This is a genomic window from Aeromonas sp. XH (assembly GCF_033348475.1).
GTDB lineage: Bacteria > Pseudomonadota > Gammaproteobacteria > Enterobacterales > Aeromonadaceae > Aeromonas > Aeromonas sanarellii.
In genome coordinates this window covers 535,779-555,227 of sequence record NZ_CP137630.1, presented here as the reverse complement: position 1 = coordinate 555,227, position 19,449 = coordinate 535,779, and the positions used below count along the sequence as shown (strand labels likewise).

The 19,449-nt window shown below is 63.0% G+C and carries 19 protein-coding genes; 9 read left to right on the top strand and 10 right to left on the bottom strand.

The window, feature by feature from the left end; translation table 11 throughout:
- Nucleotides 1–130: 130 nt before the first annotated feature.
- The 5 genes from R2B70_RS02625 (at nt 131) to R2B70_RS02605 (ending at nt 5,709) form a co-directional block, all read left to right on the top strand.
- The gene (locus R2B70_RS02625; RefSeq protein WP_318162567.1) at nt 131–1,276 is read left to right on the top strand and encodes an ABC transporter substrate-binding protein; all 1,146 of its coding nucleotides are present in this window, start codon (nt 131–133) and stop codon (nt 1,274–1,276) included.
- A gap of 68 nt (nt 1,277–1,344) precedes the next feature.
- Complete coding sequence (locus R2B70_RS02620) at nt 1,345–2,358, top strand: ABC transporter ATP-binding protein (RefSeq protein ID WP_318162566.1); 1,014 nt, start codon at nt 1,345–1,347, stop codon at nt 2,356–2,358.
- Nucleotides 2,355–3,323 (top strand): ABC transporter permease, encoded by a 969-nt coding sequence (locus R2B70_RS02615; protein ID WP_043171458.1) that lies wholly within the window; start codon nt 2,355–2,357, stop codon nt 3,321–3,323. The genes R2B70_RS02620 and R2B70_RS02615 overlap by 4 nt, the downstream gene beginning before the upstream one ends.
- A gap of 110 nt (nt 3,324–3,433) precedes the next feature.
- Entirely contained in the window at nt 3,434–4,249 is an 816-nt protein-coding gene (locus R2B70_RS02610) for an ABC transporter permease (protein ID WP_019840685.1), read from the top strand.
- A gap of 29 nt (nt 4,250–4,278) precedes the next feature.
- A complete protein-coding gene (locus tag R2B70_RS02605) occupies nt 4,279–5,709 on the top strand; it encodes a gamma-aminobutyraldehyde dehydrogenase (protein ID WP_318162565.1) in 1,431 nt (476 codons plus the stop codon).
- Nucleotides 5,710–5,781: 72 nt separating this feature from the next.
- On the opposite strand, the gene cyoE is transcribed toward R2B70_RS02605, so the two are convergent.
- From cyoE to R2B70_RS02585, 4 genes are all read right to left on the bottom strand, one after another.
- Nucleotides 5,782–6,687 (bottom strand): heme o synthase, encoded by a 906-nt coding sequence (gene cyoE, locus R2B70_RS02600; RefSeq protein WP_318162564.1) that lies wholly within the window; start codon nt 6,685–6,687, stop codon nt 5,782–5,784.
- A complete protein-coding gene (locus R2B70_RS02595) occupies nt 6,684–7,694 on the bottom strand; it encodes a COX15/CtaA family protein (RefSeq protein ID WP_318162563.1) in 1,011 nt (336 codons plus the stop codon). The genes cyoE and R2B70_RS02595 overlap by 4 nt, the downstream gene beginning before the upstream one ends.
- A 76-nt stretch (nt 7,695–7,770) precedes the next feature.
- Nucleotides 7,771–8,253 carry a hypothetical protein gene (locus R2B70_RS02590; RefSeq protein WP_318162562.1) on the bottom strand — a complete coding sequence of 161 codons (483 nt, stop codon included), beginning with the start codon at nt 8,251–8,253 and terminating at the stop codon, nt 7,771–7,773.
- A complete protein-coding gene (locus R2B70_RS02585; protein ID WP_318162561.1) occupies nt 8,250–8,975 on the bottom strand; it encodes an SURF1 family protein in 726 nt (241 codons plus the stop codon). The genes R2B70_RS02590 and R2B70_RS02585 overlap by 4 nt, the downstream gene beginning before the upstream one ends.
- 18 nt (nt 8,976–8,993) lie before the next feature.
- Between R2B70_RS02585 and R2B70_RS02580 the strand changes: the two genes are divergently transcribed.
- Nucleotides 8,994–9,200, top strand: a complete 207-nt coding sequence (locus R2B70_RS02580; protein ID WP_209794132.1) for a DUF2909 family protein — start codon at nt 8,994–8,996, stop codon at nt 9,198–9,200.
- 8 nt (nt 9,201–9,208) lie between these two features.
- On the opposite strand, the gene R2B70_RS02575 is transcribed toward R2B70_RS02580, so the two are convergent.
- The 6 genes from R2B70_RS02575 to R2B70_RS02550 form a co-directional block, all read right to left on the bottom strand.
- Nucleotides 9,209–10,090 carry a cytochrome c oxidase subunit 3 gene (locus R2B70_RS02575; RefSeq protein WP_216991064.1) on the bottom strand — a complete coding sequence of 294 codons (882 nt, stop codon included), beginning with the start codon at nt 10,088–10,090 and terminating at the stop codon, nt 9,209–9,211.
- A gap of 2 nt (nt 10,091–10,092) precedes the next feature.
- Nucleotides 10,093–10,647, bottom strand: coding sequence for a cytochrome c oxidase assembly protein (locus R2B70_RS02570; RefSeq protein ID WP_216991065.1), 555 nt, complete (start codon nt 10,645–10,647; stop codon nt 10,093–10,095).
- 9 nt (nt 10,648–10,656) lie between these two features.
- Nucleotides 10,657–12,255 (bottom strand): cytochrome c oxidase subunit I, encoded by a 1,599-nt coding sequence (gene ctaD, locus R2B70_RS02565; protein WP_216991066.1) that lies wholly within the window; start codon nt 12,253–12,255, stop codon nt 10,657–10,659.
- 9 nt (nt 12,256–12,264) lie between these two features.
- Nucleotides 12,265–13,389 (bottom strand): cytochrome c oxidase subunit II, encoded by a 1,125-nt coding sequence (gene coxB / locus R2B70_RS02560; RefSeq protein ID WP_318162560.1) that lies wholly within the window; start codon nt 13,387–13,389, stop codon nt 12,265–12,267.
- A gap of 362 nt (nt 13,390–13,751) precedes the next feature.
- Complete coding sequence (locus R2B70_RS02555; RefSeq protein WP_318162559.1) at nt 13,752–15,824, bottom strand: tRNA(Met) cytidine acetyltransferase TmcA; 2,073 nt, start codon at nt 15,822–15,824, stop codon at nt 13,752–13,754.
- Nucleotides 15,821–16,135, bottom strand: a complete 315-nt coding sequence (locus tag R2B70_RS02550; RefSeq protein ID WP_318162558.1) for an HlyU family transcriptional regulator — start codon at nt 16,133–16,135, stop codon at nt 15,821–15,823. The genes R2B70_RS02555 and R2B70_RS02550 overlap by 4 nt, the downstream gene beginning before the upstream one ends.
- Before the next feature lie 138 nt (nt 16,136–16,273).
- On the opposite strand from R2B70_RS02550, the gene R2B70_RS02545 reads away from it, so the two are divergent.
- From R2B70_RS02545 to R2B70_RS02535, 3 genes are all read left to right on the top strand, one after another.
- Complete coding sequence (locus R2B70_RS02545; protein WP_216991069.1) at nt 16,274–16,480, top strand: bacterioferritin-associated ferredoxin; 207 nt, start codon at nt 16,274–16,276, stop codon at nt 16,478–16,480.
- Between the two features lie 143 nt (nt 16,481–16,623).
- Complete coding sequence (bfr, locus tag R2B70_RS02540) at nt 16,624–17,103, top strand: bacterioferritin (protein WP_042077684.1); 480 nt, start codon at nt 16,624–16,626, stop codon at nt 17,101–17,103.
- A gap of 202 nt (nt 17,104–17,305) precedes the next feature.
- Nucleotides 17,306–19,408, top strand: a complete 2,103-nt coding sequence (locus R2B70_RS02535; protein ID WP_318162557.1) for a DUF885 domain-containing protein — start codon at nt 17,306–17,308, stop codon at nt 19,406–19,408.
- Nucleotides 19,409–19,449: the final 41 nt, after the last annotated feature.

Here is a 19,449-nt window from a genome sequence, read left to right as displayed (position 1 = left end):
TAAGATACCTATGGCGTTAAAAATTGAAATTCTCATTGCTCATTGCTTCTCCTACGCTCATAGCTGGTTAACAGGATGTTAATTGTCAGCGTGGCATCACAACCGTGCCCGCCCCAGCAAGGAGAGCAAGATGAAACTGACCCCCCTCACCCTGGCCCTGATCCCCGCCCTGCTGGCAGGCCAGACCCAGGCCGCCCCCACCTCCCTCGGCAAGGGTGAAGGCCAGCTCAACATAGTGGCCTGGGCCGGCTATGTGGAGCGCGGCGAGACCGACAAGAACTACGACTGGGTGACCGGCTTCGAGAAGGAGACCGGCTGCAAGGTCAACGTCAAGACGGCCGCCACCTCGGACGAGATGGTGGCGCTGATGAACGAGGGGGGCTTCGATCTGGTGACCGCCTCCGGCGACGCCAGCCTGCGCCTCATCGCCGGCGGCAAGGTGCAGGCGCTGAACCTGGCGCTCATCCCGAGCTACAACAAGATAGACCCCCGCTTGCAGAAGGCCCCTTGGCACACGGTGGACGGCAAGCATTACGGCGTGCCCTACCAGTGGGGCGGCAACATATTGATGTACAACACCAAGGTGTTCCCCAAGGCGCCCGACTCCTGGAGCGTGGTGTTCGAGGAGCAGACCCTGCCGGACGGCAAGTCCAACAAGGGGCGGGTGCAGGCGTTCGACGGCCCCATCCACATCGCCGATGCCGCCCTCTATCTGATGACCCACCAGCCGGCCCTCGGCATCAAGGATCCCTACGAGCTGAACGAGGATCAATACAAGGCCTCCCTCGACCTGTTGCGCAAGCAGCGCCAGCTGGTAGGTCGCTACTGGCACGATGCCTTCGTCCAGATCGACGACTTCAAGAACGAGGGGGTCGTGGCCTCCGGCTCCTGGCCCTTCCAGGCCAATACCCTGATCGCCGACAAGCAGCCCATCGCCACCACAGTGCCCAAGGAAGGCGTCACCGGCTGGGCCGACACCAGCATGGTGCACAGCGAGGCCAAGAACCTGACCTGTGCCTATAAGTGGCTGGAGCACTCCCTCAACAACAAGCTGCAGGGGGATCTCGCCTCCTGGTTCGGCTCCGTGCCCGTGGTGCCGGCCGCCTGCGAGGGCAACGCCCTGCTGGGGAAAGAGGGGTGCAAGACCAACGGCATCGACAACTTCGACATGGTGCACTTCTGGCGCACCCCTGTCTCCCAGTGCAAGAGCCAGGGAACCTGCGTCCCCTACTATCGCTGGGTCTCGGACTATATCGCCATCCTGGGTGGCCGCTGATCCAGGCAATGCTGTAACCACTGGGCCGGACAGGAGTCCGGCCCGCTTCCCATAGACAAGGACGTATCATGACAGCCGTACAATTTGACCGGGTCAGCCGCCACTATGGCGAGGTGGCCGCGGTTGACGACATCTCCTTCCAGATCCCCGCCGGCGAGTTCTTCACCCTGCTGGGGCCGAGCGGTTCCGGCAAGACCACCTGCCTGCGGATGATCGCGGGCTTCGAATACCCGAGCGAGGGGGAGATCCGACTGTTCGGCGAGCCCTGTTCCACCGTGCCCCCCTACGATCGCAACCTCAATACCGTGTTTCAGGACTATGCCCTGTTTCCCAACATGGATGTGCGCGACAACATCGGCTACGGCCTGATGCTCAAGGGCGTCGCCAAGGCGGAGCGCTACCGCAAGGTGGACGAGATGCTGGAACTGGTGCGCCTGCCCGGCGTCGGCAACCGCAAGCCGGGCCAGCTCTCCGGCGGCCAGCGCCAGCGCATCGCCATCGCCCGGGCGCTGATCAACCAGCCGCGCATCCTGCTGCTGGACGAGCCGCTCGGCGCGCTGGACCTCAAGCTGCGCGAGCAGATGCAGCTCGAACTGAAAGCCTTGCAGCGCCAGCTCGGCATCACCTTCATCTTCGTCACCCACGACCAGCAGGAAGCGCTCTCCATGAGCGACCGCATCTGCATCTTCAATCAGGGCAAGATCGAGCAGATTGCCGCGCCGGATACCATCTACGATGCCCCCGCCACCCCCTTCGTCGCCCGCTTCGTCGGCACCGTCAACCTGTTCGAGGGGGAGCAGGCCAGGCGCCTGTGCGGCGATGAGCGCCAGATGATGGTGCGCCCGGAGCGGATCCGGCTCGCCGAGGCCGGCGCGCCGGGCTGGTCAGGGGAGGTGCGCGAAGTAGATTATCTCGGCCCCTTCGTGCGCTACCGGGTCGATCTCGGCGAGCAGCTCGAGCTTATCGTCAACCATCCCAACGAGGGCCAGGCCCGCCTGCCCCGTGGCACCCGGGTCAGCCTCAGCTGGCCGGAGCAGGCGATCCATCGCCTGCACACCGCCCACCAGGGAGCTCAACCATGAGCGCCCCTCACAGTGCGAGCCTTGCCATGAGCCACGCTACCGACTCCGTTCGCGTAAGGCCGCTGCGGCGCCTCTCCACCCTGCTCTATGGTCGCTCCGGGCTGCTGCTGGCCATCCTGCTCGGGCCGCCCCTGCTCTGGCTCGGCATCATCTATGTCGGCTCCCTGCTGATGCTGCTCTCCAACGCCTTCTTCGGGCTGGACGAGTTCAGCGGCCAGATCCGCCACGAGCTGGGGCTGCAGAACTTCGTCGCCCTGCTGCGGGCGGAGAACCTGGACGTGATCCTGCGCACCGTCGGCATGTCGCTGCTGGTGACCCTGGCCTGTGCCCTGCTCGGCTTTCCGGTGGCCTACTACATGGCGCGCTACACCAGCGGCAAGACCCGGGCCCTGTTCTACGTCGGCATCATGCTGCCGCTCTGGTCCAGCTATCTGGTGCGGGTCTACGCTTGGAAGCTGATCCTGGCCAAGGAGGGGGTCATCAGCTGGCTGGCAGACACCCTGGGACTGGACTGGCTGCTGGACGCCATCCTCTCGCTGCCAGTGATAGGTGGCCCGTCGCTGTCGTTCTCGCGCATCGGTACCTTCATCGTGTTCGTCTACGTCTGGCTGCCTTTCATGATCCTGCCCATCCAGGCGGCGGTGGAGCGGATCCCGCGATCCTTGCTGGAAGCGAGCGGCGATCTCGGCGCCACCCCGGCCCAGACCTTTCGCACCCTGATCCTGCCGCTGGCCCTGCCCGGCGTGGTGGCGGGCTCCATCTTCACCTTCTCCCTGACGCTGGGGGACTACATCATCCCCGGCATCATAGGCAACTCCACCATGTACATAGGTCAGGTGGTCTACATGCAGCAGGGCACGGCGGGCAACCTGCCCTTCGCCGCCGCCTTCTCGCTGGTGCCGATCCTTATCATCGCCATCTACCTCACCATCGCGAAACGCTTGGGAGCCTTCGATGCGCTTTGATACCCATATGTCACTCATCCATACGAGTTCGCGGGTGCCCATCCTGATCATGGCTATTCACCTGACGACAGCGAAACGCCTGGGGGCCTTCGATGCGCTCTAATACCTCCATGAAACGGGACCATGGCAGCCAGCCCTCCGGCCTGCTCAAGTACGCGGCCATCGGCGGCCTGTTGTTCCTGCACTTTCCGATCCTGTTCATCTTCCTCTATGCCTTCACCAGCGAGAGCAAGAGCTACCAGTTCCCACCCCCCGGGCTCACCCTCAAGTGGTTCGAGGTGACCCTCAACCGCCCCGACGTGTGGCGCGCCATCCAGCTGTCGCTGGAGGTAGCTGGGCTGGCGACGCTGGCCGCCATGGTGCTCGGCACTCTGGCGGCGGGGGCCATCGCCCGTAGCCGCTTCTTCGGCCAGGAGGTGGTGTCGCTCTTGCTGGTGCTGCCCATCGCCCTGCCCGGCATCGTCACCGGCATCGCACTGCGCTCCGCCTACGGGGTGATGGAGATCCCCTTCAGCTTCTGGACCATCGTCATCGGTCACGCCACCTTCTGCGTGGTGGTCGTCTACAACAATGCCCTGGCGCGCTTTCGCCGCACCAACCAGAGCCTCATCGAGGCGTCCATGGACCTCGGTGCCGACGGCTTCCAGACCCTGCGCTACGTGATCCTGCCCAACCTCGCCACCGCGCTGCTGGCGGGGGGCATGCTGGCGTTCGCCCTCAGCTTTGACGAGGTGATCGTCACCACCTTCACCGCCGGCCAGCAGACCACGCTGCCGATCTGGATGTATCAGGAGCTGATCCGGCCACGGGACAGGCCGGTCACCAACGTGGTGGCGCTCATCATAGTGGCCTTCACCACCATTCCCATTCTGCTTGCCTACTACCTCACCCGCGACGGCCAGGACGTCGCCGGCAGTGGCAAATAACGACTCAACGCGTGCGCAAGGATGCAACCATGAAACTCTCAACCCAACTCTTGATCGACGGCCAGTTCGTCACCGGTGACGGCCAGGCCGAGCCCATTCTCAACCCGGCCACCGGAGAGCTTCTCGCCTCGGTGCCAGAAGCCTCGTTCGAGCAGGTGAACCGGGCGGTGAACGGCGCCCAGCGCGCCTTCGCCCAGTGGAGCCGCACCACCCCAGCCCAGCGCAGTACCCTGCTGCTGCGCCTGGCCGATGCCATCGAGCGCCACGCCGAGGAGTTTGCGGCCCTCGAATCCCTCAACTGCGGCAAGCCCTATCTGGCGGTGCTCAATGACGAGCTGCCGGCAGTGGTGGACTGCTTCCGCTTCTTCGCCGGCGCCGCCCGCTGCCTGCAAGGGCCACTGGCGGGGGAGTATATCGAGGGGCATACCAGCATGATCCGCCGCGACCCCATCGGTGTGGTGGGCAGCATCGCCCCCTGGAACTATCCGTTGATGATGGCGGCCTGGAAGATGGCCCCCGTACTCGCCGCCGGCAATACTGTGGTGCTCAAGCCTTCCGAGCAGACCCCGCTTACCGCCCTGCGCCTGGCGGAGCTCGCCAGCGAGCTCTTCCCCCGCGGCGTCATCAACATCGTCTGCGGCCGGGGCGAGAGCGTGGGGGCGCCGCTGGTAGAGCACCCGCTGGTGCGCATGGTGTCGCTGACCGGTGACATCGCCACCGGCCAGAAGATCCTGCAGAGCGCCGCCCGCACCATGAAGCGCACCCACCTTGAGCTGGGGGGCAAGGCGCCGGTCATCATCTTCGATGACGCGGATCTGGAGGCCGTGGTGGCGGGCATTCGCACCTTCGGCTTCTACAACGCCGGCCAGGATTGCACCGCCGCCTGCCGCATCTATGCCCAGGGCAAGATCTACGACAAGTTCGTCGCCGCCATGACCGAGGCAGTGGCCTCCATCAAGGTGGGCGGTCCGCGCGAAGAGGGGGTGGAGATGGGGCCGCTCATCTCGGACCGGCAGCGCAACCGGGTGGCCAGCTTCGTGGAGCGGGCCCAGAGCAGCGGCCACGTGGAGGTGACCACTGGCGGCAAGATCCGCGCCGGCAACGGCTTCTTCTTCGAGCCGACCCTGATCGCCCATGCCCGTCAGGAGGATGAGATCGTGCGCCGGGAGGTGTTCGGCCCCGTGGTGTCGGTGACCCGCTTCAGCGACGCCGAGCAGGTGGTGCAGTGGGCCAACGACTCGGACTACGGCCTCGCCAGTTCGGTCTGGACACGGGATCTTGGCCTTGCCAGCAAGGTGGCCAGCCACCTGCAGTACGGCTGCACCTGGATCAACACCCACTTCATGCTCACCTCCGAGATGCCCCATGGCGGCATGAAGATGTCCGGCTACGGCAAGGATCTCTCCCTCTACGCGCTGGAGGATTACACTGTGCCGCGCCACATCATGCTCAAGCTCTGAACATGATTCAGGCTGGCCCCCGGGCCAGCCTGAATGCGCAAACAACAACGTGACTCCCCTGCCCGATACCTCCTACGACAACCGCCACAACCAGTGGTGATCCAGAATAAGCAGACCAAACAGCAGCATCAGGTAATAGATGGAGAAACGGAAGGTGCGCATCGCCTGACCGGGCCGCTCCCCATACTTCAGCAGCCAGCCATGCCAGCAGAACACGAGGTTCAGTCCCAGGCTGCCGACCAGGTAGAGCAGCCCCGACATGCCGATCAGGTAGGGCAGCAGGCAGACCAGGGTCAGGATCAGCAGGTAGAGCAGGATGGCCGTCTTGGTAAACGCGATGCCGTGAGTGACGGGCAGCATGGGAATATGGGCGCCGGCATACTCGTCGCGCCTGTGGATGGCCAGAGACCAGAAGTGGGGCGGCGTCCAGGCGAAGATGATCATCACCAGCAGCCAGGGTTCGGCCGAGAGCTGCCCCGTGATACTGGTCCATCCCAGCAGCGGTGGCATGGCCCCCGCCAGCCCGCCGATCACGATATTTTGTGGCGTGGCCCGTTTCAGCAGCAGGGTATAGACGACCGCATAGCCGAACAGGCTGGCCAGGGTCAGCCAGGCGGTCAGGGGATTCACCCCCCAATGGAGCAAGACAAACCCCAGCAAGGCCAGCAAGATCGCAAAGGTCATCGCCTGCCTCGGCGCTATCCGCCCCGTGGCGACCGGGCGCCCGCGCGTTCTTTGCATCCGGGCATCGATGCCGTGATCCAGAGAGTGGTTCATGGCCGCCGCCCCGGCCGCCAGCAGCCCTATCCCCGCCAGCCCCAGCGCCATCTCGTCCAGGGAGGCCCGCGTCGGCTCGGCCAGCAGCATGCCGACCCAGGCGGTCAACAGCAGCAGGGCCACCACCTTGGGCTTGGTCAGCTGGTAATAGTCCCGCAGCAGCCGGGGATCGATGAAGCGTGCCAAGGAGTGGCTGTTCATGTCTGACTCCTGATCGCCTCGGGCGACAGCAAGGGGGAAAGCCGGGGGATAGAGAGCCGCCCACGGGCCAGCACGCAGCACACCAGCAGATGGGCCGCCACCAGGTTGTGTGCGAGGGCGTTGGCCAGCGGCAGGGCCAGGTGGACATTCGCCAGCCCCAGCGCAATCTGCACTATCAACAGCACCAGCAAGAGCCCGCCGAGCCACCGCAGGGCAGCGCCCTGGCGGATCAGGGCGAGGGCAAAACTGCCCACCAGCAAGGCCGTGGCCAGGGCCCCCAGACGATGGGCGATATGGATGGTCTGGCGTGCCTCCTTGCTCAGCACCCCGAACTCATAGCTGGCGTGGCCGAGCGGCAGATGAAAGGCCTCCTCCCAGTTCAATTGCGCCTGCCAGCTCCCCTGGCAGAGCGGCAGCTCGACGCAGGCCATGGCGGCGTAGTTCGCCGACGTCCAGCCCCCCAGCGCTATCTGCAGCAGCAGCACGCCGCAGGCTGCATTGCCGAGCCAGGGCAGGCCCTGACCCCGGCAGACGGGCGCATTCGCGGGGGAGCGCGCAAGCTCGGTCCGATAGAGCCAGAGCAGGGTCAGGATGGCAAACCCACCCAGCAGGTGGGTGGTGACCACCAGGGGATGCAGCGCCAGCGTCACCGTCCACATGCCCAGCGCCGCCTGCCCAACCACCAGCACCAGCAAGGCCCCCGAGATACCGCGTAGGCGGCCGCCAGCGCGCCAGCTCAGCACGAACAGGGCCGCAATCACGCATCCCAGCACACCGGCGAAATAGCGGTGCACCATTTCGCTGCGCGCCTTGTGGGGCTCCAGCGGCGTATCCGGGTAGAGGTGAGCCGCCCGCGCTATGTGGCCAGATTGAGGGACGGCCAGGGAGCCGTAACAACCGGGCCAGTCGGGGCAGGCCAGCCCGGCATCCGTCAGCCGGGTATAGGCCCCGAGCAGGACCACCAGCACCGCCAACGCGATGGCGATCGAGGACAATCTCTTCTGCATTTTCATACACCACCTCGCTGACGCCGACCCGATCGTGCCGCAGCCTGGGCCATGTGATCCCACACCAGCCTCGTCGTCATTGCACGCCTCGCTGATACTTGAGCAGTTGCTGCAGATCCGACAGCACCGCCTTGCCAAACAACGGCCACTGCGCCGTGCTGGCCGGCACTCGGTAGCGCAGGATGGCCAGTCCCTGAGCGTCCACCAACAACATGTCACCAGCCCGGACCTCGTCGCTTGCCCCGCGCTGAGAGGGCAATTGCACCAGCGCCAGCTTGTCCAGATTGCGCCCCAGGGCGCTCTGGATCCGTGCCATCAACTCGGGTACCTGCCGGCACAGCCCCTCGCAGGGTCTGGCCACCAGATAGACCAGTCGCCACTGACTCTGGCTGGACGGGAGCGGGGGCAACAGATAGATCTCCTGGTGCATCCAGACCCCTTTGCTGCGGGTACCTGGCTCATACCAGCCCTGGTGAAGAGTCAGAGCCGCCAGCACCACAGGCAGCAGGATCACCGCAGCAAAGAGCGCTGGCACCCGCCAGCGTCGCCATCCGCTCATGGGGAGCACCTCCTTGTCAGCATGACCCCCCCTGACAGAACCACCAGCGCCAAGCCGAGCCATTGCACCGCATAGGCCCGGTGTTTTTCGGGCGGCATGACATTGTGCTGGTAGTGATAGAGGAATGGGGTTCGTCTTTGATACAACACGGCGTCTGCAAGCGGGGCTCCGATCGCCTGTCGCAGGGTCTCGACCCTGATGGATTGCAGCCGGTTCGGGTAGGGGCCTGGTTCTATGTTCTGTCCCAGCAGGAAGCCGCCGGGAGCCATGCGCAGAACACCTTCAAGGGTCATTGCGGCGGGGATGGCGGGATTGGGCAATTGCGACCTGTCGGATGGCGCGGGCACCCATCCCAGGTTGACCAGCAACAGTGAGGATCCCCCCTCTGTGCGTACCGGAATGAGCACGTCATAGCCAACCTCCCCGTTGACGATCTGGTTGTCCAGCAACCAGACATAAGGGCTGACCCACTCGGCTTTCCCTTGCAGAGGCTGGCCATCCAGTGACTCCGGGTGTTGCCAGTCGATCTGGGCCAATGTCCTTGGCCCGGCCTGCTGCATCTTTGCCATCTGCGCCAGCCAGGCCGTTTTTTCCATTCCGCGCTGCCACTGCCAGAACGCCAGCTTGCACAAACCGGCCGCCACCACCAGAGTGAACAACAGCACGAGCCAGCGTCTGTGATGCCAGGGTCGTTGCTTGTTCCATGTTGCCAAGTCGCTCATATCAAGAAGGATCCCGACATGTTGCTCAAGATAGTGCTGGTACTCATGCTGCTGCTCATCATAGGTCAGCTGTTTCACGCCCTCTGGCTGATGATGAGCGCAGGCCATACGCAGAAGATGTCGGCCCCCCTGGGACGCCGCGTCTTCTTCTCCCTGCTAGTAATCGTCATCCTGCTGCTCTCCCTTGCAATGGGCTGGCTGGAGCCCAACCCCCGCCCCTATTAAACACGCCTTCAGAGCAGGTAGACGAAGACGAACAGACAGAGCCAGACCACGTCGACGAAGTGCCAGTACCAGGCCGCGGCCTGAAAGGCGAAATGACGCTGTGGGGTGAAATGGTCCCTCAGCATGATGCGCAGCCAGATGATGGTCAGGAAGAGGGTGCCCAGCATAACGTGCAGACCGTGGAAGCCGGTCAGGATGAAGAAGGTATTGCCATAGATGCCCGAGTCGAACCGCAGCCCCAGATCCCGGTACGCATGCAGGTATTCATAGCCCTGCAGCCACAGGAATGTCAGCCCGAGCACCACTGTCACCAGCAGCATCCCCTTGAGTCGGTTGCGCTTCCCGGACTCCAGTCCGGTATGTGCAAACAGCAGGGTGACGGAGGATCCGAGCAGGATCACAGTGTTGATCAGGGGAATGCCATGCCAGGGCATCGCCTGGGTCGTGGTGCCCCCCGGGGTCTTGAGCAGGGGCCAGTGGGCGGTGAAATCCGGCCACAGCAACTGGGCCGTCATCGCCTTGTTGCCCGCGCCGTCGAGCCAGGGCATGGCGAGCTGGCGGGCATAAAACAGCACGCCGAAGAAGGCCAGAAAGAACATCACCTCGGAGAAGATGAACCAGACCATGCCCTGTCTGAAGGATCTGTCCATCTGGGCGCTGTAGAGCCCAGTCATGGACTCCTGGATGATGTGGCGAAACCAGCCGAACAGCATGAATGCCAACAGGGCAACACCGGCCATCATCAGATACCGACCGATACCTGTCTGTTCGCTCGCCAGCTCGTTGACCAGATGCCCTGCCCCCAGCGCCAGGAGAAACAAGGCCATGGCGCCTATGATGGGCCAGCGACTCTGGTCCGGGACGTAATATGTCTGATTCACCTTGGCCATGATTATTTCCTCTGTGCCAGTGCCGGAACGGGTGCGGCCTGGGTGATGTCATAGAGCGAGTAGGAGAGCGTGATGGTGTTGATGTCGTCAGGCAGCGCCGGGTCGATATAGAACTTGAGCGGCATCAGCTTGCTCTGCCCCGGTTGCAGCTCCTGGCGGTTGAAGCAGAAACACTCCACCTTCTTCAGGTAGGCAGCGGCAGGACCGGGTGAGACGGACGGCACCGCCTGACCCACCATGGTACGCTCAGTGGGGTTGAATACCCGGTAATTGACCAGCTTCACTTCCCCCGGTCGCACCGACAGCCGCACCGTTTCACCGCTGAACTCCCAGGGCATCCTGGCATCCGCATGGGCAAGAAACTCGACCTGTATGCTCCGCGTGCTGTCGGGCACCGCCCGCTCCGTCGTGGCTGGCCGGTCGTCGGTCTTGCCATTGAGACCGGTGATCCGGCAGAAGACGTCATAGAGGGGGACCAGCGCAAAGGCGAAACCAAACATGGCGAGCACGACCAGAGCCAGTTTTCTGAGCAGGGGGCCGTGATTGATCTGGGCCATATGGCCTCCTTACCGATCTTCCGGCCCTATGTCGGGCGGAGTCTTGAAGCTGTGATAGGGGGGCGGTGATGGCAGGGTCCACTCCAGCCCCTCGGCCCCCTCCCATACCCGATCGCTCGCCTGTTTCCCCCCCCTGATGCACTTGATCACCCCCCAGACGAACAGCAGTTGTGACAGCCCGAAGGCGAAGCCGCCGAGGCTGATCAGCATGTTGAAGTCCGCAAATTGCAGGGCGTAATCCGGTATGCGGCGTGGCATGCCCGCCAAGCCGACAAAATGCATGGGGAAAAACAGCACATTGACCGAGACGAGCGAGCACCAGAAATGCCATTGCCCGAGCCGCTCGTCATACATGTGCCCAGTCCATTTCGGCAGCCAGTAGTAAGCGGCAGCCAGGATCGAGAAGACGGCACCGGTGACCAGCACGTAATGGAAATGCGCCACCACGAAATAGGTGTCGTGATACTGGAAATCCGCCGGCGTCATGGCCAGCATCAACCCCGAGAAACCGCCTATGGTGAACAGGGTGATGAAGGCGATGGCGAACAGCATGGGGGTTTCGAACGTCAGGGAACCGCGCCACATGGTGGCAACCCAGTTGAACACCTTCACCCCGGTCGGCACTGCAATGAGCATGGTGGTGTACATGAAGAACAGCTCGGCCACGACCGGCAATCCCGTTGTGAACATGTGGTGCGCCCAGACCATGAAGGAGAGCAGGGCGATGCTGCTGGTGGCATAGACCATGGAGCGATAGCCAAACAGCTTCTTGCGGGAGAAGGTCGGTATGATGCTGGAGACGATGCCGAAGGCCGGCAATATCATGATGTAGACTTCCGGGTGACCGAAGAACCAGAAGATATGCTGGAACATCACGGGATCCCCGCCTCCGGCCGCGTCAAAGAAGCTGGTGCCAAAGTACTTGTCCGTCAGCACCATGGTCACCGCCGCCGCCAGCACCGGCATGACGGCGATGAGCAGAAAAGCCGTGATGAGCCAGGTCCAGACAAACAGCGGCATCTGCATCCAGCCCATGCCGGGCGCCCGCAGATTGAAGATGGTCACGATGACGTTGATCGCCCCCATGATGGAGGAGATCCCCATGATGTGGATGGCGAAGACGAACAGGGCCGTGCTGTTGCCACTGTATTGGGTGGACAGGGGGGCATAGAAGGTCCAGCCCGAGCTGGGTCCACCTCCCTCCATGAACAGACTCGACAGCAGGATCAGAAACGCAAACGGCAGGATCCAGAAACTCCAGTTGTTCATCCGGGGCAACGCCATGTCAGGCGCCCCGATCATGATGGGGATCAGCCAGTTGGCGAGGCCCGTGAAGGCGGGCATGACGGCACCAAAGACCATGATGAGACCGTGCACCGTGGTCATCTGATTGAAGAACAGGGGCTCGACCAGTTGCAGACCGGGGTGAAACAGTTCGGCCCGGATCACCATGGCCATGGCGCCACCGGTAAAGAACATGGTCAGGGCGAAGAGCAGATAGAGGGTGCCGATGTCTTTGTGGTTGGTGGTGTAGAGCCAGCGCCTCAGGCCCGATGCCGGTTGGTGGGCATGCTCGCTGTGCAGGGTATCCGTGATTCCATCGCTCATGCCGGCGCCTCACTTGTCCTTGATGGGTTCGACTGGGTTCAGAAGGGACTGCACCTCGGCAGCCTGGATGAGATCACCGGTCTTGTTGTCCCAGGCATTGCGTTCATAGGTGATGACGGCGGCAAGCTCCTGTGCCGTCAGTTGCTTGCCGAAGGGTTGCATCGCAGTGCCGCTCTTGCCGTACAGGACGATGTCCAGATGCTGGGCCCGATTCTCCGCCAGCGTGGTCACCTTGCTGCCCTTGAGCGCTGGGAAGATGCCGGGCAGTCCGGTTCCGGCGGGTTGGTGGCAGGCAGCACAATGCCCCAGATAGATCTTCTCCCCCATCTCCATGGCCTGCGGCAGCGTCATGGTCTCCGCTGCCTGCACCTGTTGCTCCGCCTGGGCGGCCGCCTGATCTGCCGCCGTCTTGGCGATCCACTCGTCGAACTCCCCGGCAGGTTTGGCCAGCACGACGATGGGCATGAAACCGTGGTCTTTGCCGCACAGCTCGGCACACTGCCCTCGATAGGTTCCGGCCTTGTCGATCCGGGTCCAGGATTCGTTGATGAACCCGGGGTTGGCGTCTTTCTTCACGGCAAAGGCGGGCACCCACCAGGAGTGGATGACGTCGTCCGAGGTCATCAGGAACCGGATCTTCTTGCCGACCGGCAACACCAGCGGTTTATCCACTTCCAGCAGATAGGTGTCGCTCTTGGGCGCTTCCCCAGAGATCTGCTGCTTGCTGGTCGCCAGCAGGGAGTAAAACGCCACAGGATGCTCGAGATATTTGTAATGCCACTTCCATTGCGACCCCGTGATGAGTACGGTCAGATCGGCCTTGGAGGTGTCTTCCATCTTCAGCAGCGTCGAGGTCGCCGGGGCCGCCATCGCGACCAGGATCAGCACGGGGATGGCCGTCCACAGCAGCTCGATGCGGGTACTTTCATGGAATTGGGCGGCCTTGGCACCGCGGGACTTTCGATGGTGCACTATGGACCAGAGCATGACCCCGAAGACGAGCAGGCCGATGACGCAGCAGATATAGAAGATCGTCATGTGCAGGTCATAGACCTGCTGACTGATGGCGGTCGCCCCGCGCGTCATGTTGAAGGTGAGATCGCTGGCGAAGGCGCTGCTGCTGGCAAACCACATCAGCCATGCGCCATGGTTAACTGCATTTTTTCCCACACTGCACTCCCTGTGCACGTTAGAAAAGATGGACGGCATTGACTACCAATAAAGCTAACCACATGAAAAACAATGCATTTATTAAAATGCTATTTACATTCAAGTATTAGTCCATATTCGGAAAAAACCAAAATGCTGGCAGTCGGGGTGGCGCTCGTCAGAGCCGTCGATTGCCAGATAGCCCCGAACGAGGAGCGATTGACGATCGCTCACTTCCTCCGACACTGACTTGGAGAGGCTGTTCAGCAAGCCAGAATGAACAAGGAGCCACCAGGGCTCCTCGTTCGTGTCACGACTATTCGCCTCGTCTTATATCGCCCAGGCGGTCAGCCAGCGATCTCCTTTGGCTCCAGCAGCCGGGCCAGCAGACTGCGCAAGGCCTTGATCAGGGCAGGCTTGCCGGCCATCCCCTGTTTCGTCGCCAGAGCGTCCCAGGGGGCATACTGCCAGATGGTCGCGATCAGCAGCCGGCGCTCGTCGGGGCTCAGTGCATCCAGCACCCTCAGCCGGCTGGCCAGCCAGCGTTGCAGCGTGGCCTGGCACAGCTCGAATGGCTTGTGATGGTGGGCAAAGCAGTCGAGCTCCTGCTGCTCGAACTCCCCCAGCCCAGCGGCCTGCCCCCCCTGCGCCCCTCTCAGGCATAGCCAGACCAGCTCAGGATCCAGCTGCTTTAACTCTCCCGCAAGCAGGGTCGGCAACTGGCTCACGAAACGCTGGCGCCATTGTGCCAGCTCGGCGTCGCAGCCGGTGTGCAGCGGCTTCAGCAGCAAAGCCGCATGACTGCCGCTGGCCGCATCCCGCTGCAGACCGATACGCAGCACCAGCATCCCCCCCTTGAGCCAGAAGGGCAGCAGGTCGGCGCTGGCGGAGAAGGCGGATCCCAGATAGTCGACGCCCTCTACGCGATAGTGTGTCTCCAGCCTCTCCAGCAACAGGGAACCCAATCCCAGGCGATGCAGGCTGGGATGAATGGCGATGCGCATCACCCTGGCGTAAGTGCGATCCCCCGCCGTAGTGAAGCTGGCGTGGGCCAGCAGCGACTGGGGCAGCAGATGACCGCGGGGACGCCGCCGCCCCGCCCAGATATCGCGGGCCAGTGCAGGGGAAATATTGCCCTCCCGCGCCACCAGCGCCACGCCGAGCAATGCCTCTTCCTGCTCCAGCAGGTGGATGTCGAGATCCGGCCCCTCCAGCAAATGCCTGAGGTCGCTGGGGCTGGTCTGGTAGTGGGCCAGCACCAGCAGACCGAATACCCGGTTGAGCAGGGCCTCATCGTCAGCCAGCTCGGCCTGCGCCACCCGACGCCAGCCGGGTGCCTTCGGCAACGACGGCGCCACTGTGTCGGCATCGAGGCCGAGCAGGCGGAAGATCAGGGGCTCCAGGGGGTCATGCCGGCTCCAGCGAATGGGCTCGACCAGGCGCAGCTCCTGCCAATCCGGGGTTTCCCGATCCAGCACCCGCTTGAAACGCAGGTGAAAACCACGCCCGGTCCCCTCGTAGCCGTGCTCCGTGGTGGCGAAGACGATGCGGCTGTGGTGCGCCAGCATGGCTTCCAGCAGCGGCGTCGGTATGGCGGCAGCCTCATCGACCAGCAGCAGATCCGCCTGTACCTCCCCCTGCGCCACCCGATCCGGCGAGACATACTTCAGCCCCGCCAGCCTCTCTGGCGTACCCGCCAGCACCGCCTCTGCATGGGCAAAAAGCGTCGCCACGGTCGCCTGGGAGGGGGCCGTCACCGCTATCGTCAGGGCGGGATCCCGGCTCAGCAAGTCGGCACTGGCCAGACCCAGCAAGGCGCTCTTGCCACGACCGCGATCCGCACTCAGCACCAGGGGTCGTCGGCGATGGCCGTGCAGCACCTTGTGGATGGCGGGCAGCCCCCGGGCCTGATCCACACTCAGTGGCCGGCTCGCATCGAGGGGATGCCAGGGCTCGCCACTGGACGCAGGATCCAGAGAGAGCGCCGGGTCTCCCGCCAGCAGTCGCACCAGGCGGGAGATGAACCCCTGACCGGCCCGTCCGGCATCCTCCGGCTGGGCAACCAGCCTCTGACGATCCGGATCCGGGTAGGCCGGCCACACCTCCCGGGGCGGAGTCAGCAGCAGCAAGAGGCCGCCCGCCCGCAGCGTGCCCGCCAAGGCACCGAACGCATCGGGATGAAAACCGCTGAAGGCGTTGAAGACCAGGGTGTCGCACTCCTGGCCCAGCCGCTGCAACGCCTTGGCGGCAGGCAGCGGAGCATGGTGATCCGGCCCATTGCCCAGCCAGAACACAGCCTCCCCCAGCAAAGGTTCGGCACGGGCGATGCAATCTACCTCCCGGCCTTCCAGCCAGATCAGGCGCCGCTCACCGGCACGGGCAAGAGATTGGCGCAGGGTGACCAGCTCGGCTGGATTCATGGCGCGGGGTTGGGTTCCGGTTTCACCCGGGGTTCAAACATGCCATCCCCCATCTGGTCGATGAAGGTATGGGCCTTCTGCACCATGAAATGCTCTGCATCGGCCGGGTTGGCAAAGAGATCGGAACGGATGAAGCGATGGGTCTGCAACACCCCGTCCAGCTCCTTGGTGATGCGACCGGCCAGCCGGAACTGCCCCCCTTCCGGCATGGGCTCGGGATAGATGAGATAGCCGGCGTATTCGGTAGGCGTCACCTCGGCGCGCTGTGCAGCCTGTCCCTTGAACAGGGCATTGAGTAGTTTCTTGAGCATGTTCGCCTCCTCTCTGGTGATGGCATTCTCCCCAAGGGGAGAATCAGTGGCAAGCACGGGATCTTATTACCATTCGTTCTTTGCACTACGAACTATTCTCATTTAGATTTCTCTCATTCCAGCATAGAGGTCCATATTATGTACGTGTGTTTGTGCCGCGGCATCACAGATACCCAGATCCGCAAGGCGGTACAGGCAGGCAAGACCGAGTTTCGACAGTTGAAACAGTCGCTGGAAGTCGGGGCCCAATGCGGCAAGTGCGTGCGCATGACCATGGAGATCATCGCCACCGAGCTGGACAAGATGGAGTCAGAGCAGGCGCCGCTCTATTACGAAGTGGCCTGATACGGCGTTTATCGGCCCATCACCTCTTATAAAGCGAATGCTCCCCGTCTCGGGAGTGGCAATTCGCAGTCCTTTTTTGGTCATGTTTCTGGACTAAGCTCTAGTGATCGTTGCCCTAGGCTCGAATACGAGGAGTAATGTCGATGAAAGGAGATCCCAAAATCATTGCCCACCTCAACAAGGTGCTGGCCAATGAACTGGTTGCCATCAACCAATACTTCCTGCATGCCCGCATCTATGATGACTGGGGCCTCAAGGGCCTCGGGCACAAGGAGTATCACGAGTCCATCGATGAGATGAAGCATGCCGACGAGCTGGTCAAGCGAGTGCTGTTTCTGGAAGGACTGCCCAACCTGCAGGATCTGGGCAAGCTGCGCATCGGTGAGACGGTCGAAGAGATGCTGCGTTGCGATCTCTCCCTGGAGATGGATGCCATCCCCGATCTGAAGCTGGCCATCACCTATGCCGAGTCCGTGCAGGACTACGTCAGCCGCGATCTGTTCCAGGACATCCTGGAGGACGAGGAAGAACATGTGGACTGGCTGGAAACCCAGCTCGATCTCATCGAACGCATCGGGCTGGAAAACTATCAGCAATCCCAGCTGCACTCGGAATCATCCTGAATAGTTATGGCATGAAATCCCTGCTTTCCAACCCGCTCCGGCGGGTTTTTTCATCTTTGTTCGCATAGCTTTTCACCACCATTATCCATATGAAATATAACGTTATTTTTGTTAAGTGAGTCGCAAAAGGCGGCGGTCTGAAGGTGCACTATTGGAACCCCTTTGTGGGACTCAAAATAACAAGGCATTAAAGGACTAAACCATGTACTTCTCACTCGACAAGGTGGCGCTGGGTTGCGCCATCGCCCTCTCCCTCACCGCCTGCAACGACAACAGCTCCAAGGCGCCGGCGGATCCCGTCGCCACCAAGGCAGCCCTGATGCAAACCATGGACGATGCCCTGCGCGAGAGCCAGGCGCTGGATCCCTACGGCTTTGCCATCGATGTCGCGAGCATCGCCAAACGCAAGGCGCTCGATGAAGCCCTGCTCAAGCGGCTGGATGCCCTGGATCCCGCCGTCCTGAGCGAACGGGATCGGCTGTTCTACGACATGATCCGCTGGGATCTGCAGATCAACCTGGAGGGTTATGGGCTGCCCCAATCCCAGATCCCCATCCATCACTTCCGCAACCGGGTGGTGGACCTGGCCGACGAGGTCGGGGCCGCCCCTGCCAGCGGCAGGGCGGCCCGCACCGTCGATGGGCGTTTCGACTACTTCACCGAGAGCTCGGCCGAGCGGGTCGCACCGGGGGATGCCAGCTGGCGCCGGGATCTCGACCGCACGGCCGCGGCCCCGGTGCAAACCAGGGCGCGAGCGGCGACGGCGCCGCTGGCCTGGTATCAGGAACACCTCATCTGGCTCAAGGCTTATGACGCCTATCTGGCCGAGGTGAAGCACCAGTTCGAGCAGGGCAGCGCCCGCGGCAACACCTTGCCGGATGAGCTGGTGGACCGGCTGCTGGCCCAGCTTGACGGCAAGCTGGATGGCGAGGCGATCGCCGGCTCCTACCTCGGCTGGCAGCAACTGCCCGGTGAGGCCGACGAGGCGCTGCGCACCGACTACAAGGCCGTGCTGGACAGCATCAACGCCCGCTATCTGGCGCTGCGGGACTATCTGGATTACCAGCATGGCGGCGCCTACGCGGTGCGTCTGGGCAACGGTGAGTGCGACGACGGCTTCTGCGGCATGACGGATGGCCGCGACTGGTATCGCTGGCTGCTGAAGAAGCACACCACCACCGAGATGACGCCGGAGGCGGTACACGAGCTGGGGCTGACCGAGGTGAGCCGGATCTTCGGCGCCATGGTCAAGGTGTGCCACACGGTCGGCAAGTGCGACAGCGATGACGTGGCCCGGAGCAAGCAGAGCGGCCAGATCTACGCCTTCTTCCGCTACCTCAACGAACCGGGCTTCTTCTACCAGAACCCGCTGGCGGCCTGGTCCGCCGGCCTGAATCCGGACAACGTGGCCGGAGCGACCTTGAGCGAGCCCCAGCAGCAGGCGCTGGCGGAGCATGAGCGGGCGCTGCGGGAGTACAACGCCTTCAAGAGCAAGGCGGCCCAGGTGCTGCCCGACTTCTTCGATGCCGAGCACACCATTCCCAAGCTGGATTACGAGGTGGTGCCGGTCGCCTACGAGGATGCGCCTTACGGCGGCGTCGCCTGGTATCAGGATGGCAACCCCCAGACCGGCCGCAAGGGGCAGTTCTTCCTCAACACCTATTACCCCTACGGCCTGCAGAGCTGGAACATCAGCACTCTGCTGGTCCACGAGGGGGCCCCCGGCCACCACTTCCAGATCACCATAGCCCAGGAGCTGGCGGCCAAGGATCCCGACTTCCCGCAGTACGTCGCGAACGCCTCCTATACCGCCTATGCGGAGGGTTGGGCGCTCTACACCGAATACCTGGCGGATCACGACATGGGGCTCTATCAGGGGCGTGGCCTCTACGATCCGACGGTGGGGGATGTGAAGGTCGAGGGCTCGCCTGCCTTCAACAACCAGTTGCAGTACTTCGGCCGCCTCAACGAGGAGATGCTGAGGGCCATGCGACTGGTGGTGGACACCGGCATCCACTGGTATGGCTGGAGCCACGACAGGGCCGTCGGCTACATGCAGGAGAACTCGGCGCTGGGGGCCGGCGACATCAGCTCCGAGGTGCCGCGCTACATGGCCTATACCAGCCAGGCCACCTCCTACAAGGCGGGTCAGCTGGCCCTGATCCGGATGCGGGAGTCCGCCGAACAGGCGCTGGGCGGAGGCTTTGACCTCAAGGCCTTCCACCACCAGGTGCTGGAATACGGCATGCTGCCCATCTCGGTGCTGGAGCAGAAGAACCGGCAGTGGATAGAAGCGTCGAAGTGATCACAGTTACGGCGCCCGGCAAGGCAGCGGGCGCCACTTTC

Bases quoted from the DNA above. Each gene is read 5' to 3' on its own strand.
- R2B70_RS02570 (WP_216991065.1), bottom strand. From the start codon at position 10,647: ATGGCCCAGATCAATCACGGCCCCCTGCTCAGAAAACTGGCTCTGGTC.
- R2B70_RS02580 (WP_209794132.1), top strand. From the start codon at position 8,994: ATGTTGCTCAAGATAGTGCTGGTACTCATGCTGCTGCTCATCATAGGT.
- R2B70_RS02545 (WP_216991069.1), top strand. From the start codon at position 16,274: ATGTACGTGTGTTTGTGCCGCGGCATCACAGATACCCAGATCCGCAAG.
- R2B70_RS02620 (WP_318162566.1), top strand. From the start codon at position 1,345: ATGACAGCCGTACAATTTGACCGGGTCAGCCGCCACTATGGCGAGGTG.
- bfr (WP_042077684.1), top strand. From the start codon at position 16,624: ATGAAAGGAGATCCCAAAATCATTGCCCACCTCAACAAGGTGCTGGCC.
- R2B70_RS02605 (WP_318162565.1), top strand. From the start codon at position 4,279: ATGAAACTCTCAACCCAACTCTTGATCGACGGCCAGTTCGTCACCGGT.
- R2B70_RS02590 (WP_318162562.1), bottom strand. From the start codon at position 8,253: ATGAGCGGATGGCGACGCTGGCGGGTGCCAGCGCTCTTTGCTGCGGTG.
- R2B70_RS02555 (WP_318162559.1), bottom strand. From the start codon at position 15,824: ATGAATCCAGCCGAGCTGGTCACCCTGCGCCAATCTCTTGCCCGTGCC.
- R2B70_RS02595 (WP_318162563.1), bottom strand. From the start codon at position 7,694: ATGCAGAAGAGATTGTCCTCGATCGCCATCGCGTTGGCGGTGCTGGTG.
- R2B70_RS02575 (WP_216991064.1), bottom strand. From the start codon at position 10,090: ATGGCCAAGGTGAATCAGACATATTACGTCCCGGACCAGAGTCGCTGG.
- R2B70_RS02550 (WP_318162558.1), bottom strand. From the start codon at position 16,135: ATGCTCAAGAAACTACTCAATGCCCTGTTCAAGGGACAGGCTGCACAG.
- R2B70_RS02610 (WP_019840685.1), top strand. From the start codon at position 3,434: ATGAAACGGGACCATGGCAGCCAGCCCTCCGGCCTGCTCAAGTACGCG.
- R2B70_RS02625 (WP_318162567.1), top strand. From the start codon at position 131: ATGAAACTGACCCCCCTCACCCTGGCCCTGATCCCCGCCCTGCTGGCA.
- R2B70_RS02535 (WP_318162557.1), top strand. From the start codon at position 17,306: ATGTACTTCTCACTCGACAAGGTGGCGCTGGGTTGCGCCATCGCCCTC.
- R2B70_RS02615 (WP_043171458.1), top strand. From the start codon at position 2,355: ATGAGCGCCCCTCACAGTGCGAGCCTTGCCATGAGCCACGCTACCGAC.
- ctaD (WP_216991066.1), bottom strand. From the start codon at position 12,255: ATGAGCGATGGAATCACGGATACCCTGCACAGCGAGCATGCCCACCAA.
- coxB (WP_318162560.1), bottom strand. From the start codon at position 13,389: ATGTGGTTTGCCAGCAGCAGCGCCTTCGCCAGCGATCTCACCTTCAAC.
- R2B70_RS02585 (WP_318162561.1), bottom strand. From the start codon at position 8,975: ATGAGCGACTTGGCAACATGGAACAAGCAACGACCCTGGCATCACAGA.
- cyoE (WP_318162564.1), bottom strand. From the start codon at position 6,687: ATGAACAGCCACTCCTTGGCACGCTTCATCGATCCCCGGCTGCTGCGG.